The 15,097-nt window shown below is 65.6% G+C and carries 14 protein-coding genes; 4 read left to right on the top strand and 10 right to left on the bottom strand.

Annotation, left to right across the window (positions count from 1 at the left end):
• From EN738_RS17145 to EN738_RS17130, 4 genes are all read right to left on the bottom strand, one after another.
• A partial coding sequence (locus tag EN738_RS17145; protein ID WP_145966867.1) for a beta-ketoacyl-ACP synthase III occupies window positions 1-787 on the bottom strand: 787 nt, incomplete at its 3' end.
• Between the two features lie 9 nt (window positions 788-796).
• Window positions 797-1,867, bottom strand: coding sequence for a phosphate acyltransferase PlsX (gene plsX, locus EN738_RS17140; RefSeq protein ID WP_127284713.1), 1,071 nt, complete (start codon window positions 1,865-1,867; stop codon window positions 797-799).
• Window positions 1,868-1,995: 128 nt separating this feature from the next.
• Window positions 1,996-2,544 (bottom strand): DUF177 domain-containing protein, encoded by a 549-nt coding sequence (locus tag EN738_RS17135; protein WP_127284712.1) that lies wholly within the window; start codon window positions 2,542-2,544, stop codon window positions 1,996-1,998.
• A 10-nt stretch (window positions 2,545-2,554) separates the two neighbouring features.
• On the bottom strand, window positions 2,555-3,091 hold the full coding sequence (locus EN738_RS17130) for a ubiquinol-cytochrome C chaperone family protein (RefSeq protein ID WP_127284711.1): 537 nt from the start codon (window positions 3,089-3,091) through the stop codon (window positions 2,555-2,557).
• Between the two features lie 114 nt (window positions 3,092-3,205).
• Here EN738_RS17130 and EN738_RS17125 point away from each other — a divergent pair, with 114 nt between their 5' ends.
• From EN738_RS17125 to EN738_RS17115, 3 genes are all read left to right on the top strand, one after another.
• Window positions 3,206-3,724, top strand: coding sequence for an outer membrane protein assembly factor BamE (locus tag EN738_RS17125; protein ID WP_127284710.1), 519 nt, complete (start codon window positions 3,206-3,208; stop codon window positions 3,722-3,724).
• A gap of 292 nt (window positions 3,725-4,016) precedes the next feature.
• Window positions 4,017-4,388, top strand: coding sequence for a hypothetical protein (locus tag EN738_RS17120; RefSeq protein ID WP_127284709.1), 372 nt, complete (start codon window positions 4,017-4,019; stop codon window positions 4,386-4,388).
• Between the two features lie 581 nt (window positions 4,389-4,969).
• The gene (locus tag EN738_RS17115; protein WP_127284708.1) at window positions 4,970-7,762 is read left to right on the top strand and encodes a DUF4132 domain-containing protein; all 2,793 of its coding nucleotides are present in this window, start codon (window positions 4,970-4,972) and stop codon (window positions 7,760-7,762) included.
• Between the two features lie 61 nt (window positions 7,763-7,823).
• Here EN738_RS17115 and EN738_RS17110 read toward each other — a convergent pair whose 3' ends face one another.
• Complete coding sequence (locus EN738_RS17110) at window positions 7,824-9,965, bottom strand: sodium-translocating pyrophosphatase (protein WP_127284707.1); 2,142 nt, start codon at window positions 9,963-9,965, stop codon at window positions 7,824-7,826.
• Between EN738_RS17110 and EN738_RS17105 the strand changes: the two genes are divergently transcribed.
• Window positions 9,955-10,185: a hypothetical protein gene (locus EN738_RS17105; protein ID WP_127284706.1), complete on the top strand. Its 231-nt coding sequence runs from the start codon at window positions 9,955-9,957 to the stop codon at window positions 10,183-10,185. The two genes, EN738_RS17110 and EN738_RS17105, sit on opposite strands and share 11 nt — an antisense overlap.
• A gap of 91 nt (window positions 10,186-10,276) precedes the next feature.
• Here EN738_RS17105 and EN738_RS17100 read toward each other — a convergent pair whose 3' ends face one another.
• From EN738_RS17100 to EN738_RS17075, 5 genes are all read right to left on the bottom strand, one after another.
• A complete protein-coding gene (locus EN738_RS17100; RefSeq protein WP_127284705.1) occupies window positions 10,277-11,026 on the bottom strand; it encodes an ABC transporter permease in 750 nt (249 codons plus the stop codon).
• On the bottom strand, window positions 11,023-11,961 hold the full coding sequence (locus tag EN738_RS17095; protein WP_127284704.1) for an ABC transporter ATP-binding protein: 939 nt from the start codon (window positions 11,959-11,961) through the stop codon (window positions 11,023-11,025). The genes EN738_RS17100 and EN738_RS17095 overlap by 4 nt, the downstream gene beginning before the upstream one ends.
• Entirely contained in the window at window positions 11,958-13,124 is a 1,167-nt protein-coding gene (locus EN738_RS17090; RefSeq protein WP_127284703.1) for an ABC transporter permease, read from the bottom strand. The genes EN738_RS17095 and EN738_RS17090 overlap by 4 nt, the downstream gene beginning before the upstream one ends.
• A 250-nt stretch (window positions 13,125-13,374) precedes the next feature.
• Window positions 13,375-14,286 (bottom strand): ABC transporter substrate-binding protein, encoded by a 912-nt coding sequence (locus EN738_RS17080; protein WP_127284702.1) that lies wholly within the window; start codon window positions 14,284-14,286, stop codon window positions 13,375-13,377.
• A gap of 156 nt (window positions 14,287-14,442) precedes the next feature.
• On the bottom strand, window positions 14,443-15,097 hold a 655-nt coding region (locus tag EN738_RS17075), incomplete at its 5' end, for an MFS transporter (RefSeq protein ID WP_145966866.1).

Below are 15,097 nucleotides of genomic sequence, written 5' to 3'. Positions count from 1 at the left end.
TCTTGGCGGAAGCGTCAATAATCCGTTTATTGGCCTGATGCGGCACGAACCAGTCGAGATCGTCGGCGGTGATGCCGGCCTGCGAGAACGTCGCCTCGATGACGTCGGTGATCATGCCGACCGCATGCTTGAACACCTCGCGGCCCTCCATCCTGAGATGGCCGACGGTGCCGGTGGTCGAAGGCCCGCCATCGACGAACAGCTTCTCCTTGTGGACGCCGTCGGAGCGCAAGCTCGCCGCCAGCACGCCGCGGTCGGCGATGGTGCCGGTCCCCTCGCCGGCTTCCAGCACCAGCGCGCCGGCGCCGTCGCCGAACAGGACGCAGGTCGAGCGGTCGTTCCAGTCGAGGATGCGCGAGAAGGTCTCGGAGCCGATGACGAGCACCCGCTTGGCCAGGCCGCCGCGAATGTAGAGGTCGGCGGTCGCCACCGCGTAGACGAAGCCTGAGCAGACCGCCTGCATGTCGAAGGCAAAGCCGTGATGCATGCCGAGCCGGTTCTGGATCTCGACCGCGGTCGCCGGAAAGGTGTTGTTGGGCGTCGAGGTCGCCAGCACGATCAGGTCGATGTCGGCGGGCGTCAGGCCGGCGCTGTCGAGCGCCGCGCGCGCGGCCGCCTCGCCGAGCGAGGCGGTGGTCTCGTCATCGGCCGCGACATGGCGCTGGCGGATGCCGGTGCGCTGGACGATCCACTCGTCGGAGGTCTCGACCATGCCTTCGAAATCGGCATTCTTCATGATGCGGCGGGGCAGCGCGGCGCCGGAGCCGCGCACGACTGATCTGATCAAAGCTCTTTCCTATTCCTTTGCGTCGACGACGACGTCGGATTTCCTGTTTGCCTGGGCATGCGGATTGCGCGCATGGAACAGATCGAGATCGGCCTCGATGCGGTCAAGTAGATTATTGCGCACCATGTCGTAGCCAAGCTCGATTGCCGCCGCGAAGCCGTCCGAATCGGCGCCGCCATGGCTCTTCACGACAATGCCGTTGAGGCCGAGGAAGACACCGCCATTGGAGCGGCCGACATCCATCTTCTCGCGCAGCCGGTCGAAGGCGCCCTTGGCGAAGACATAGCCGATCCTGGCCATCAGCGTACGGCTCATGGCGGCGCGCAGATAGCCGCCGATCTGCCTGGCGGTCCCTTCCGCGGTCTTGAGCGCAATGTTGCCGGCGAAGCCTTCGGTGACGACGACGTCGACCGTGCCCTTGCCGATATCGTCGCCTTCGACGAAGCCGCGATAGTTCATCGATGCCATGTTGGCCTCGCGCAGCATGCGCCCGGCCTCCTTGACCTCTTCCTGGCCCTTGATCTCCTCGACGCCGACATTGAGCAGACCGACGCTCGGACGGTCGATGCCGAAGATCGAGCGCGCCATGCCAGTACCCAGAATGGCGAAATCGATGAGCTGGTGCGCATCCGCGCCAATGGTGGCGCCGACATCCAGCACCACGCTTTCGCCGCGCGTCGTCGGCCAGATCGCGGCGATCGCCGGACGGTCGATGGTCGCCATGGTGCGCAGGCAGAATTTCGACATCGCCATCAGCGCGCCGGTGTTGCCGGCCGAGATGCAGGCCTGGGCGGTGCCGGACTTCACCGCCTCGACCGCCTTCCACATCGATGACTTCCAGCGGCCATGGCGCAGCGCCTGGCTCGGCTTGTCGTCCATGCGGACCGCGATCTCGCAATGCACGAACTCGCTCACCTCGGCGAGCTTGGGGAATTTGGCCAGTTCGGGGCGCACCGCATCCTCGCGGCCATAAATGATGAAGCGGATGTCGGGACGACGGATGGCGACCGTCATGAGCGCCGGGATGACCACGCCTGGTCCGTGATCGCCGCCCATGGCATCGATGGAAATCCTGATCACGCGGTATTCATCTCACGGTTTGCCTGCCGGCGGCTTGAGCTGGTCAGGTTCGGGGGCTCGCGAAGGTTCGGCGAAAATAGCGTTTTTGGGCTGCCGCACAACCGGCTTTTCTAATATCAGGTCCGCTTTCAGGATTTTCCAAGCAGCGAACGCAGCTTTTGCTGGAATTCGCTTTCCTCGGCCTCGCCGTCGCCGGTGACCTCCAGGGACACGCCGGCCTTGCGCGGATAGGGGTCGATCGCCAGCCCGAAGAACTGCTCGGCGAGCGCGCCGACATCGATCGTGTCGCCGGAAAAGGTCTCCGGGCTGTCGGGTCCGTCGGCATCCAGCACGATCTCGCCGCCGCCTTCGAAACCCTGCCGTCCAAGCTTCGACTGCTCTGGCAGGAACAGCGCCTCGACCGGCTCGTCTATATGCGCCTCCACGGGATCCAGGGTGACGATGCAGGCCTGGGTGATGTCGGCCTCGACGCGGCCGCTGACTTTGACGCCATTGCGCTTCCACGGCGCCACCAGAAGCTCGGCGCGATAGCGTTCGACCGAGAGCAGCTCGTGCTCGACGGCGAGCGCCGCGCGCTGCCTTTCGTCGCCCTCGATCGTCACCGGCAGGCCTTTTTGCGGCAGGCGGGCGACATTGGCGACGAAGGAAACCGGGCTTTGCGGGTCGATATGTTTCATCTTCGCCTCCTCAGCCGGCCGCCGGAAACGTCAGCGTGCCGGATGCGATCGATTCGGCCGGCTGGGCCGCAAGATGCCGGGCGGCATCCACGACATAGGCGGCCAGCAGCGGCGCCTGCGGCCACTCACCCGCGTCGGGCACGACATTGCGGGTAAGCGCGGCGGCGAGCGCTTCCCTGTCATCGCGCTCGAGCGCATCGTCGTAAGCGGCCGTGCGGCCATAGAACATCTTGGCCAGCTTCTTCATGCGCTTCGGCACGCCGACATCGCTGATGCCCAGCTCCCGCAGCGAATGTTCGACATCCAGGAAGAACTCGTCGATGAGCACCTGGGCGACCTCGGTCGCGGCGCCGCTCTCGCCGCGCAGCCGGTGCTGGAACAGGAACATGTGCAGCGACAGCATCTCGAAACGACCAAGCGGCGTGTCCGGCACATTCCAGTCGGAATAAAAAACGGCTTGCCGCGCCGCCGCCACGATTTGTGCGTAAAGCGCCTCGGTGATAGCGCGGTTGGCATGGCGTTCGCGGCCAAAAAAGCGCTGGAACATTGAGGGTGGTCTCCCGGGGACCGTTTGTTGAATTGGCCTTGTTGCATCGGCAGGCAAGCTGGTTTACCGGTTTTGCCGCCCAGCGCAAGTTGCGGTCGGCTAATGGAGTTGTTGTTGCGCGCGCTGAATTTCAAGTTGCATTTCCTGGCCAGGCCGGCCGGCATGGCATCGCTGCTGGTGGCGGCGGCCGCCCTTTCAGCCTGCAATTCGTCCAAGATGATCGGCGATCTCAGCCCCGGCGAGACGCTGACCCAGGGCTACGTCATCGACCAGCAGGCAATCGACTCGGTGCCGGTGGGGTCGAGCCGCGAACAGGTGCTGCTGGCGCTGGGCACTCCGTCGACGACGGCGACCTTCGACAACGAGGCCTTCTACTACATCTCGCAGACGCGCAAGCGCTATGTCGCCTTCGACAAGCCGCATCTGGTCGACCAGAAAGTGCTGGCGGTCTATTTCGGCGCCGACGGCCGCGTCACCCAGATCGCCAACTATGGGCTGAAGGACGGCAAGGTTTTCGACTTCATCTCGCGCACCACGCCGACCGGCGGCAAGGACCAGAACTTCCTCAGCCAGATCATCAACGGCGCCAGCAAGCTGGCGCCGGGCCTGCCCGGCGGCGGCAACGGCATGTAACCGACGGCCGGCTCGCTTTTCGCACGCGGGCAACACAGAATCAGGCAGCCAGGGACCCGCCGGATCGCTCCGGCGGGGCTTTGCTTGACACTGACCGCCGTTCCGGCTCAGCGAGGCCAGCTTCGCTCGAAGAGCAAAACCGAAGCCGTCCAGTGTCCCGATGATCCTTTATTGATCCTGTGGCGGGCGCAACTTCTGCGTTAGCCGTTTATCCACCACAAAACGCAATGGCGCTTGGGTTTCATCTGCCTATAATTTTTGATCCGCAAGATCAGCCGGATCGGAGGGTCAGATGAGCCGCATCGTCATGTACGACCAGATCGGCGCCCGCAAGCCGGTCCAGAGCTTCGTCCTGGACTGGAAGGACGGCGTGCCGTGCACGCTCCGGCAGATCATCACCGAACGCGTGCTGCTGGAGCATGACAGGTTGCACGCGTCGCGCAACGACGCGGCGACCGAGACCCTGCTCTATGCGCCAAACACCGGACCGCTCAAGAAGACCAACCCGGACCAGGCTGTGGCGGCAGCGATCGAGGCCTTTTCGCGCAACGCCTTCATGGTGGTCGTCGGTGGCAAGCAGATGATGGCACTGGATGACGTGGCCGTCATTTCAGCGCGCACGGACGTCGTCTTCATCAAGCTTTTGCGGCTCAAGGGAGGCTGAGCGGATGAGCAATGGACGGTTGTTTTCGGGTCTCAGGGCAGCGGCCGCGGCGTTCGGCAAGGCCGTAGGCGGCGCCGCGCGTCCGACTGAGCCGGCGCCGGTCGCCGACATAAACAGGATGGTCGAGCGCCTCCATCGCGCCCATGCCGACAGGGAGCGGAGCGAGGCGGAGGCGCTGGCGCGGGATATCGAGCTCGCCTCATCCGCCGGCGTTTCGCGTCCGATGACAGCGGAGCTCATCTCCCTCGTCCGCGCCTACGACACCGCGAACTCGGAGGAAGCCCGCAAGGATATCACCAGCCGCCTGCGCGCTTTGTCGGCAGAACAGCGCGGCGAGTTGTTCGACACTATCGACGTGCTGCGAGCGCGGTTCGGCTGGGGCCCGGCGGTAGCCATCTATGTGCGCAGCCGCGAGGGCATCATCCCGCCCAGATTCGCGCGCTTTTGCGAAACCTTGAGCCGCGATCTTCTGCGCAGCGGCTTCCAGGCGAACGCGCCGAGAACCGCCACCGTGCTCAGGCTGCTCTGCCAACGACCAGGCCGGCCTCCACCTCAAGGGCACGATCGGCTGGTCGAGCGGGTTGCCCAAGCTCGGCATCATCCGCGAGATCGAGCGCGCGGTGAAACACGGACTGGTTCCTGGCCCCGAGGACCGGGCCAACGCCGCCAGGCTCATCGCGCTGGTTTGCGATACGCAGTACTACAAAAACCGGACTGGTCCGGAAAAGACCGATCCACCGCTGATCGTTTCGCTGAAGGCGCTTGCCGGGGCCGGCCAGCAGGACAGTTTCTTTGCGCGCATGCGGGCCAATCCGCCGGGAAAACTTCCGCACCTGCGCTACACGCCGCCGCCGTCCGACAAGGCGGAATTTTGGGACGACGTGCTGACGGAACTGGCACCGCTGTTCGAGGACATCCGCGCCTACGCCGGCGACAGGACGGTGCACAACTGGCTGACCGACCGACAGGCGTTCGCCGCCCGTTTTGGCTCCGGCGATGGCAGTGCCGCCTTCAGGTTCGGCTGGTGGGCTCGCGACACCAGGGGCGAGGAAGGTTTTCACAAGGACTACAACAACCATCTCAGCCGCATGCTGAGCCAGGAAAAACCCGAATGGCGACAGCTCGCGACCGCCGCGCAAATGGCGATGCTGCGCGCCGTGGGGCCGACCTTCGATCGGGGTTGGCCGCAGGACTTCACGAGGGCCGGCACGCAGGTCGAGGCGTTCGAATTCGGCGGCGGGGATCCTGACGGAAGCCTGCTCAACCATCTGGTTGCCGCCGGCGATGGCGCGCCCGGCACGACCTGGCTGAAGGATTGCGAACGCAAGATCGCAGCCCTTGGGCACGATACGGTGGCCGACGGTTTCAGGCAGTGGCTCAAACCGCTCTGCGAACCGGCGCTGCCGGAGATCGACCGCGACGTCTATATCGGCCTCGAAGCCTACAGCCTGGTGTTCAGCCCGCAGAATGCATCGGTGTTTCCGACACCGCTGCCGGAACGGGAGTCGGCGGGTTATGCGGCGGCGGTGCGGCAGTCCGCGCTGAAGGCGATCTGCGCGATACCGGGCCTGCTGTTCCAGCGTGCGGCCGGGGACTATGTACCCTGGCAATTTGATCTCGGCCGACTGCACGGCGAACTGTCGCCCGACAATGTCGCGGTCGCACGCGGCATTGCCCTGGCCTTGTCCCGCCTGCCGGCCGACAAGGCGCTGCCGCTGCTGGAATCGCTGGCAGGCGCGACGCTAATCAAGACAGGGCATTACGGACGCACCGTGCGTTCGCAAAAGACAGGGGCGGCCTGCGTCTGGTCGCTCGGCCAGTTGGGCACCGCGGACGCCGCCTATGCGCTCGGCCGCCTTCGCCGCAGGATCGACGACAAAGTGGTGATCAAGTCGATCGACAAGGCGCTGGAAGCGGCGGGCAGCAAGCTCGGCCTGTCGGGCGACGACATGCAGGAAATCGCCATGGCCGAGTACGGCATCGGCGATGGCGGGCTTCGTGTCGAGGAACTGGGCGGCGTTCGCGTCGAGTTGCGCGTTGTCTCGTCGGCCAAGGCCGAGTTGCGCAGCATCGACGCCAAAGGCAAGTCGAGCCGCGGCATCGCCAAGGATTTCAAGGCGGCACCCGGCGGTAGCGAAATGGCGGGCGAGTTGGAAGATGCGGCGAAGGACATCGCGCTGATCCTGCCGGAAGCGCGGCGCCGCATCGAGAGCGCCTGGCGCGACGGCCGCCACTGGAATTACCAGGGCTGGCAGGATCGGCTGATCGGCAATGGCCTGCTGCGCACGCTTTCCGAGCGCCTGATCTGGCGTTTTGTGGGTCCCAAGGGCGAGGCGTTCGTCGCCATGCCGCGCGGCGGCGGGCTTGTCGATCATGCCGGCGTTCGCTGCCCGGCTCCCGGACCGGACTGGACGGTCCACCTTTGGCATCCGCTGGACAGCCCGGCCACGACCGTCGCCGCCTGGCGCGAGAGCCTTGCCAGGCAGACGATCCAGCAGCCCTTTATCCAGGCCTGGCGGCCGGTCTATGTCGTCACCGACGCCGAACTTGCCACGCAGAGCTATTCGAACCGCTTCGCCGCGCACATACTGGAGCAGGCTCCGGTCATGGCCATCCTGAAGAAGCGCGGCTGGACGGCGTACAACCGCAGCATGCACGGCAACAATGCCGAGCATGAACGCGTTCGGCTCATCCTGCCGCATCACGGCGTCGCCGCCGAATTCTGGGTCGCCGGCATCGGCACGCGCGTGCAGGACATCGAGGCCGCCGAGCGCGGCGCCGCCCTCTACGCCTTCATCGCCACGGACCGGGTCGCCTTCTTCGCGCTCGACCCAAAGACCGGGCAGCCGAACGAGGTTCCGCTGTCCGTCGATGCGGTCCCTCCCCGCGCGTTCTGCGAGGCGATGCACGACATCGACAGCGTGACAGGCCGCACCTCGATCGGCAACGACCGCCACTGGCAGGATCGCGGCGGCAATGCCGGCCACCCGCTGTCGGAGCGGCCTGAATTCCTCGACTACCGCGAGCGCTATTCGGCGGGACAGGCCAGCGGCCTGGCAAAGGGTCGCCGCGATTTCATCGCCACCATCCTGCCCGGCCTCGCCATTGCCAACCAGTGCACGGTCACGGACGAGTTCCTGATCGTCGACGGCAAGCGCAAGACCTACAAGATCAACTTCGCGTCCGGGCACATCAGAATGGCGCCCAACGACCGCTATCTCTGCATCGTGCCGTCAAACGAGGCGACCGGGCCAAGGCCAGCCTACGTGCCGTTCGAGGGCGACGACATCCTGTCGGTCATCCTGTCCAAGGCAATGATGCTCGCAAATGACGACAAGATAACCGACGGCTCGATCCTCACGCAGATCGGGTGACGGCAAAAAGAAAACCCGCGGGATCGCTCACGCGGGTTTTTCTGACTTCCAGCCTCGAGCCTCAGCCGTGCGCGAGCACGGCCAAGAGCAGCAGGGCGACGATGTTGGTGATCTTGATCGCCGGATTGACGGCCGGGCCGGCGGTGTCCTTGTAGGGATCGCCGACGGTGTCCCCGGTGACCGAGGCCTTGTGCGCCTCCGAACCCTTCAGGTGCTTGACGCCGTCCTTGTCGGTGAAGCCGTCCTCGAACGATTTTTTGGCGTTGTCCCAGGCGCCGCCGCCCGAGGTCATCGAGATGGCGACGAACAGACCGTTGACGATGACGCCGAGCAGCGAGGCGCCGAGTGCCGCAAAGGCCGAGGCCTTCGAGCCCGAGATCAGAAGCACGCCGAAATAGACCACCAGCGGCGCCAGCACCGGCAGCAGCGACGGGATGATCATCTCGCGGATCGCCGCCCTGGTCAGAAGGTCGACGGCGCGGGCGTAGTTGGGCTTCGAGGTGCCGGCCATGATGCCCTTGTCCTCGCGGAACTGCTTGCGCACCTCCTCGACGATCGAGCCGGCAGCGCGACCGACGGCAGTCATGGCGATGCCGCCGAACAGATACGGGATCAGGCCGCCGAAGATCAGGCCGGCGACGACGTAGGGGTTGGAGAGGTCGAAGGAGACGTCGCCCATGCCCTGGAAGTAGGGGAATTTGTCGCCATTGGCGGCAAAGAACTTCAGGTCGTTCGAATAGGCGGCGAACAGCACCAGCGCGCCGAGACCGGCCGAGCCGATGGCATAGCCCTTGGTCACCGCCTTGGTGGTGTTGCCGACCGCGTCGAGCGCGTCGGTCGAGTGGCGCACTTCCTTGGGCAGGCCGGCCATTTCGGCGATGCCGCCGGCATTGTCGGTGACCGGGCCGAAGGCGTCGAGCGCCACGATCATGCCGGCAAGGCCGAGCATGGTGGTGACGGCGATCGCGGTGCCGAACAGGCCGCCGAGCTGGTAGGTCGCAATAATGCCGCCGACGATAACGATCGCCGGCAGCGCCGTCGATTCCAGCGAGACAGCAAGGCCCTGGATGACGTTGGTGCCGTGGCCGGTCACCGACGCCTGGGCGATGGAGTTGACCGGGCGCTTGTTGGTGCCGGTGTAGTATTCGGTGATCACCACGATCAGGCCGGTCACAGCCAAGCCGATCAGGCCGCATATGAACAGGTTCTTGCCGGTGATGGCGATGCCGGCGACGGTGCCGATATCACCCCAGCCGATGGTGAGCGACGTGGCGGCGCCAAGGCCGACGATCGACAGCAGGCCGGTGACGATCAGGCCCTTGTAAAGCGCGCCCATGATCGAACCGTTGGAGCCGAGCTTGACGAAGAAGGTGCCGACGATCGAGGTCAGGATGCAGGCGCCGCAGATGGCGAGCGGATAGAGCATGGTGTCGGCCAAAATGGCAGTGCCGCCGAAGAAGATAGCAGCGAGAACCATGGTGGCGACGACGGTGACGGCGTAGGTCTCGAACAGGTCGGCCGCCATGCCGGCGCAGTCGCCGACATTGTCGCCGACATTGTCGGCGATGGTGGCGGGGTTGCGCGGATCGTCCTCGGGAATGCCGGCTTCGACCTTGCCGACGAGATCGCCGCCGACGTCGGCGCCCTTGGTGAAGATGCCGCCGCCGAGACGGGCGAAGATCGAGATCAGCGAGGCGCCGAAACCGAGCGAGACCAGCGCGTCGATGACGATGCGGTCATTCGGCTGGAGGCCCATCGGACCGGTCAGGATGAAGTAGTAGATCGAGACGCCGAGCAGTGCCAGACCCGCCACCAGCATGCCGGTGATGGCGCCCGACTTGAAGGCGATGTCGAGGCCGGCGGCAAGGCTGTTGGAGGCGGCCTGCGCGGTGCGCACATTGGCGCGCACGGAAACGTGCATGCCGATGAAGCCGGCGGCGCCCGAGAGCACGGCGCCGATCAGGAAGCCGATGGCCGAGGTGATCGACAGCAACCACCAGGCAAGCAGGAGCACGACGATGCCGACGACGGCGATGGTGGTGTATTGGCGCGCCAGGTAGGCCTGGGCGCCCTCGCGGATGGCTGCGGAGATTTCCTGCATGCGCTGATTGCCCTGATCGGACGCAAGGACCGAACGGGTCGCCCAAATAGCGTAAAGGACTGAAAGCAGGCCGCAGGCGATGACGGCGTAAATGATGGTCATTGCCGAATTTTCCTCGATTGATGGCCCAAAAGAACCCCTCCCTGGGCCGTTGGAACGGGGATGCACGCCGCCAGGCGGAATCCACCCCTTGGCTGGGCTGTATGCGAAACAGGGCTGGGAACGTCAAGATATTGTTCGGTTTTTGCCCGGCTTTCGCCCAAAAGGCGAAGGCGATGGCAAACCTGCCGTCGTGACCGTCCTTTTAGATCGATTGAAATGACGTGGGGTCATCAGTCGCCGCACGGATCCGGCGTCGCCTCTCGACAGGCCCTTCAGTCTCGGTCCCGCCCGATCGGTCCCGACATTTGTCGCTAAACCGCCCCCTGCCCCATCCGACGCGCCGCGTAGCGCTCGATGGCCGACAGGCCGTCATAGATCAGCACGGCAAGTGCAGCGACGATCAGGCCGCCCTGCAGCACGAAGGCGAGATTGTTCGACAGCAGGCCGGCGATGATCACCTCGCCAAGCGTCTTGGCCGCAACCGTCGAACCAATGGTGGCGGTGGCGAGGCTGATGACCACCGAAAGCCGGATGCCGCCGAGGATGATCGGCGCGCTGAGCGGCAGCTCGACCTTGACCAGCCTCTGCCAGGCGGTCATGCCGGCGCCGCGCGCCGCTTCCATGACATTGCCCGGCAGGGTGGTGAGAGCCGTCAGCGCGTTCTCGAAGATCGGCAGCAGGCCATAGAGGAAGAGCGCAATCAGCGTCGGCTTCTCGCCGAAGCCGACGGCCGGCACGGCAAGTGCCAGCACGGCGACAGGCGGAAAGGTCTGGCCGATGTTGACCAGGCTGCGCGACAGCGGCAGGAACTCCGCTCCGGCCGGCCTGGTGACCAGAATGGCAAGCGCGACCGCAACGATGGTTGCGGCGACCGTGGCGATCAGCACGGTCCTCAGATGCAGCAGCGTCAGCGTCAGCAAGCTGCCCTGGTTGTAGATCGCCGGCGCGCCGTTCTCGGTCAGCGGCTTGAGCAGCGGCTCGAACAAGGCTGGGTTGGTGACGAAGGCGACAAGCAGCACCACCAGGAGAAGCCGGAGCAGCGATGGCAGCCAAGCTTTCATGCAGGCCTCGCGGCGCGCCTGACCAGCCCATCGACGGTGACCCGGCCAAGCGGCTTGCCGTCGCCATCCTTCACCGGCAGCGCCGGGCGACCCGACCAAAGCAGCTCGGCCAGCGCATCGCGCTGGCTGGCCTCGGCCGGGATCGCTTCGCCCTCGGCGGTCCCCTTCTCGACGGCATCGCCGACGCGGCCAAGCGACAGCAGCCGGAACGGTTTCTCGCTGGCGCCGACAAGCGTCTCGACGAAGGCGCTGGCCGGCTTCGCCAGGATCTCGGCGGGTTTTGCGTATTGCACCAGCTTGCCGGCATCCATGACGGCGATCTTGTCGCCCAGATGCACGGCTTCCTCCATGTCGTGGGTGACGAGGATGATGGTGGTGCCGAAGCGCTTCTGGATGGCCAGCAGGTCCTCCTGCGCCTTGTTGCGGATGATCGGGTCAAGCGCGCCGAACGGCTCGTCCATCAAAAGCACGTTCGGCTCGGCGGCCAGCGCGCGCGCAACGCCGACGCGCTGCTGCTGGCCGCCGGAGAGCTCGTGCGGGTAACGCGGCCCATAGGCCTGCGGATCGAGCTGGTAGAGCGTCATCAGCTCGTCGACACGGCGCTTGATGCGGTCCCTGTCCCAGCCGAGCAGCAGCGGCACCGTGGCGATGTTTTGCGCCACCGTGCGATGCGGAAACAGGCCATGGCCCTGGATGGCGTAGCCGATGCTGCGGCGCAGCTCGTAACCCGGCAGCGAGCGGTTGTCGGCGCCGTCGAGCTTGATGACGCCCGCGGTCGGCTCGACCAGCCGGTTGATCATCCTGAGCAATGTCGTCTTGCCGGAGCCGGACGTGCCGACGATGACGCAAACAGTGCGCGGCTCGATCGCCATCGACACATCGTCGACCACTGTGGTTTCGCCATAGCGCTTGGTGATACCTTCGATCTCGATCATGCCGGGCTTGCCTCATGTCGTCTGATGGAGGTCATTTCGATGATGGCGTCGAGGATGATGGCGGCGGCGAAGGCCAGCGCCACGGTCGGCACCGCGCCGAGCAGCACCAGATCCATCGCGGTCTGACCGACGCCCTGGAAGACGAACACGCCAAAGCCGCCGCCGCCGATCAGCGCGGCGATGGTGGCAAGGCCGATGTTCTGCACCAGAACGATGCGGATGCCGGTCAGGATCACCGGGAAGGCGAGTGGGAATTCGACGTCGAACAGCCGCTGGCGGTCGGTCATGCCCATGCCGCGGGCGGCGTCGTTGGCGGCGCGCGGCACGCCGGCGAGGCCGACCACGGTGTTGGCCACCACCGGCAGCAGCGAATAGAGGAACAGCGCGACGAAGGCTGGCGCGGTGCCGATGCCGCGGATGCCCAAAGCGCCGGCGCCGGGCACATGGGTCGCGACCCAGCCGAGCGGCGCGATCAGCAGGCCGAACAGCGCGATCGAGGGAATGGTCTGGATGATATTGAGCACGTTGAGCACGCCGGCCCGCAGCCTCTCGACGCGGTGGCACAGGATGCCGAGCGGCAGGCCGACCACCACCGCCGCCGCCAGCGAGCCCAGCGCCAGCGTGATGTGCTTGGCGCCTTCGGCCCAGAAACTGTCGGCGCGGTTGGCGTATTCCTTGAGGATCGACAGGCTATCCCATTGCCTCGACACCAGAAGCAGGCCGATCGCCAGCGCGGCGGCGATGAGCACACCGACGCGCGCCCAGGGCGACAGATCGAGCCTGGTCAGTACATCGGCGAGCAGCAGCGTGAAGGCAAAGATCAGCAGCCAGAAGCCGGAGGCCGGCGAGACGCGGGCAAAGGTGTTGCCTGCCGGGGTGAGGAAACTGCCGGCCGTGCCGATGAGGATGGCAAGCGCTGCAAGCGCCACGACGCCGGCGGCAAGCCGGAGCAGCAGCGGCGTCTTCAGCAGCGCGATCAGCGCGCCGGCGATGACGATCGCCAGCAGCAGCGGCCCGGTGGCAGACGGCAGCGCTTCCAGAATGGAGCGCGCCTGGCCGGGCACGATGCGGTTGGCACGGAAGGTGGCGAAGGGGGCAAGCAACGCCGCATAGGCCGCGATCGCGGCGATGACCACGCCGAGCTTGTCGAAACGGAGGGTCATCGGCTGCTCGCGCAGCAATTCGGAGAGGCAGAAATAGGAAGGCCTCGTTCCTTCGCGGCCCCCTCTGTGCTACCGGACATCTCCCCCACTTGGGGGGAGATCAGATGTCGCGCGGGCTTTCGCCAATCCCCAGCGTGGCAAGAGAAGCGACGGCGATGAAGCTGCCAATCTCCCCCCTTGTGGGGGAGATGTCCGGCAGGACAGAGGGGGGCGCCTCGCACCGGCGTACGTTTCTTCGACGCGATCGCGACTACTTCAAAAACCCGTTCTTCTTCAGAAAGTCCTCGGCGACGCCCTTGACCGGCTCGCCGCCGACCTGCACGCGGCCGTTGAGTTCCTGCAGCGTGACGAGGTCGAGCTTGGCGAACACCGGCTTCAGCAGCGTCTCGATCTCGGGATGCTCCTTCAGCACCGCCTCGCGGATGATCGGCGCCGGCTGGTAGACCGGCTGCACACCCTTGTCGTCGTCGAGGACGACGAGGCCGGAAGGCGCGATGCCGCCGTCGGTGCCGTAGACCATGGCGGCATTGGCGCCGTTGGTCTGGTTCGCGGCAGCCGCGATGGTCGCCGCGGTGTCGCCGCCGGAGAGCGTGATCAACTGGTCGGGCTTCAGCGCAAAGCCGTAGGTGGTCTGGAAGGCCGGCAAGGCGGCCGCCGAATTGACGAATTCGGCCGAGGCCGCAAGCACGACCTTGCCGCCGCCCGCCACGTACTTGCCGAAGTCGGTGAGCGTCGCCAGCTTGTTCTCGTCGGCGACCTCCTTGCGCAGCGCGATCGCCCAGGTGTTGTTGGCCGGCGATGGCGACAGCCAGACGATCTTGTTGGCGTCGTAGTCGAGCTTCTTGGCCGCCTCATAGGCCTTGGCGGCATCCTTCCAGACCGGATCGTCGGCCTTCTCGAAGAAGAAAGCGGCATTGCCGGTATATTCCGGATAGATGTCGATCTCGCCGGCGGTGATCGCCTTGCGCACCACCGGCGTGCCGCCGAGCTGGATACGGTCGGTGGTCTTGATGTTGTTGGCGTTCAGCACGAGCTGGATGATGTTGCCGAGCACGCCACCCTCGGTGTCGATCTTCGACGACACGACGACCTGAGCGTTTGCCGAGGCAGCGGTGATGCCGAGCGCAAGCGCGGCGCCAGCCAGAAGCTTGATTGAAAACATGGTGAAATCCCTTGCTGTGAACCGGATTCGGTTGCCGCATATGAGCATGGCTTCAACGCCCCGTCGGGGCACACGGTTTCATAACAACAGGGATACACGCAATAATTTTATACGGGCTGGCCCAACGTGGCAGCGCCGGTACAGGACAGGGTGGTGTCAGTTGGCTGCGCGCAAGCTCGTCACCTTCAACGCTCCGAGCGCAACGAAGCAGAGCGCGCAGACCGGGAACACCAGCCAGTTGAGCATCGCCCAGCCCCAGGCGTTGTAGACCGCGCCGGACATCAGCGAGGCGAAGGCGACGGAGCCGAACAGGACGAAATCATGGAAGCCCTGCACCTTGCTCTTTTCCGACGGGCGGTAGCTGGCGGCGACCATCGAGGTTGCGCCGATGAAGCCGAAATTCCAGCCGAGGCCGAGCAGGATCAGCGCCGTCCAGAACTGCCACAGCGCCAGGCCTGACAAAGCGACCGCGGCGCAGCCGATCAGCAACACGAGGCCGGCGGCGACGATGCGCTCGGCGCCGAAGCGGTGGATCAGCGAGCCGGTGAAGAAACTCGGCCCGAACATCGCCATCACATGCCAGGAAATGCCAAGCGTGGCATCATCCGTCGACAGGCCGCAGCCGACCATGGCGAGCGGCGCGCCGGTCATGACGAAGCTCATCAGCGCATAGCTGCCGACGACGCAGAACAGCGCCGCGACGAAACGCGGCTGGGTGACGATCTCGGATAGCGGCCTGGCGTCGCTGTCCTCGACCGCGGCGCCGCCGACCGCCTTGGGCGCGATGCGCAGAAACGACAGGATGACCGCG

It is taken from the genome of Mesorhizobium sp. M4B.F.Ca.ET.017.02.2.1, assembly GCF_003998955.1.
In the GTDB taxonomy this organism is placed as follows: Bacteria; Pseudomonadota; Alphaproteobacteria; order Rhizobiales; family Rhizobiaceae; genus Mesorhizobium; species Mesorhizobium abyssinicae.
This window is presented reverse-complemented; position numbering and strand designations above follow the sequence as displayed.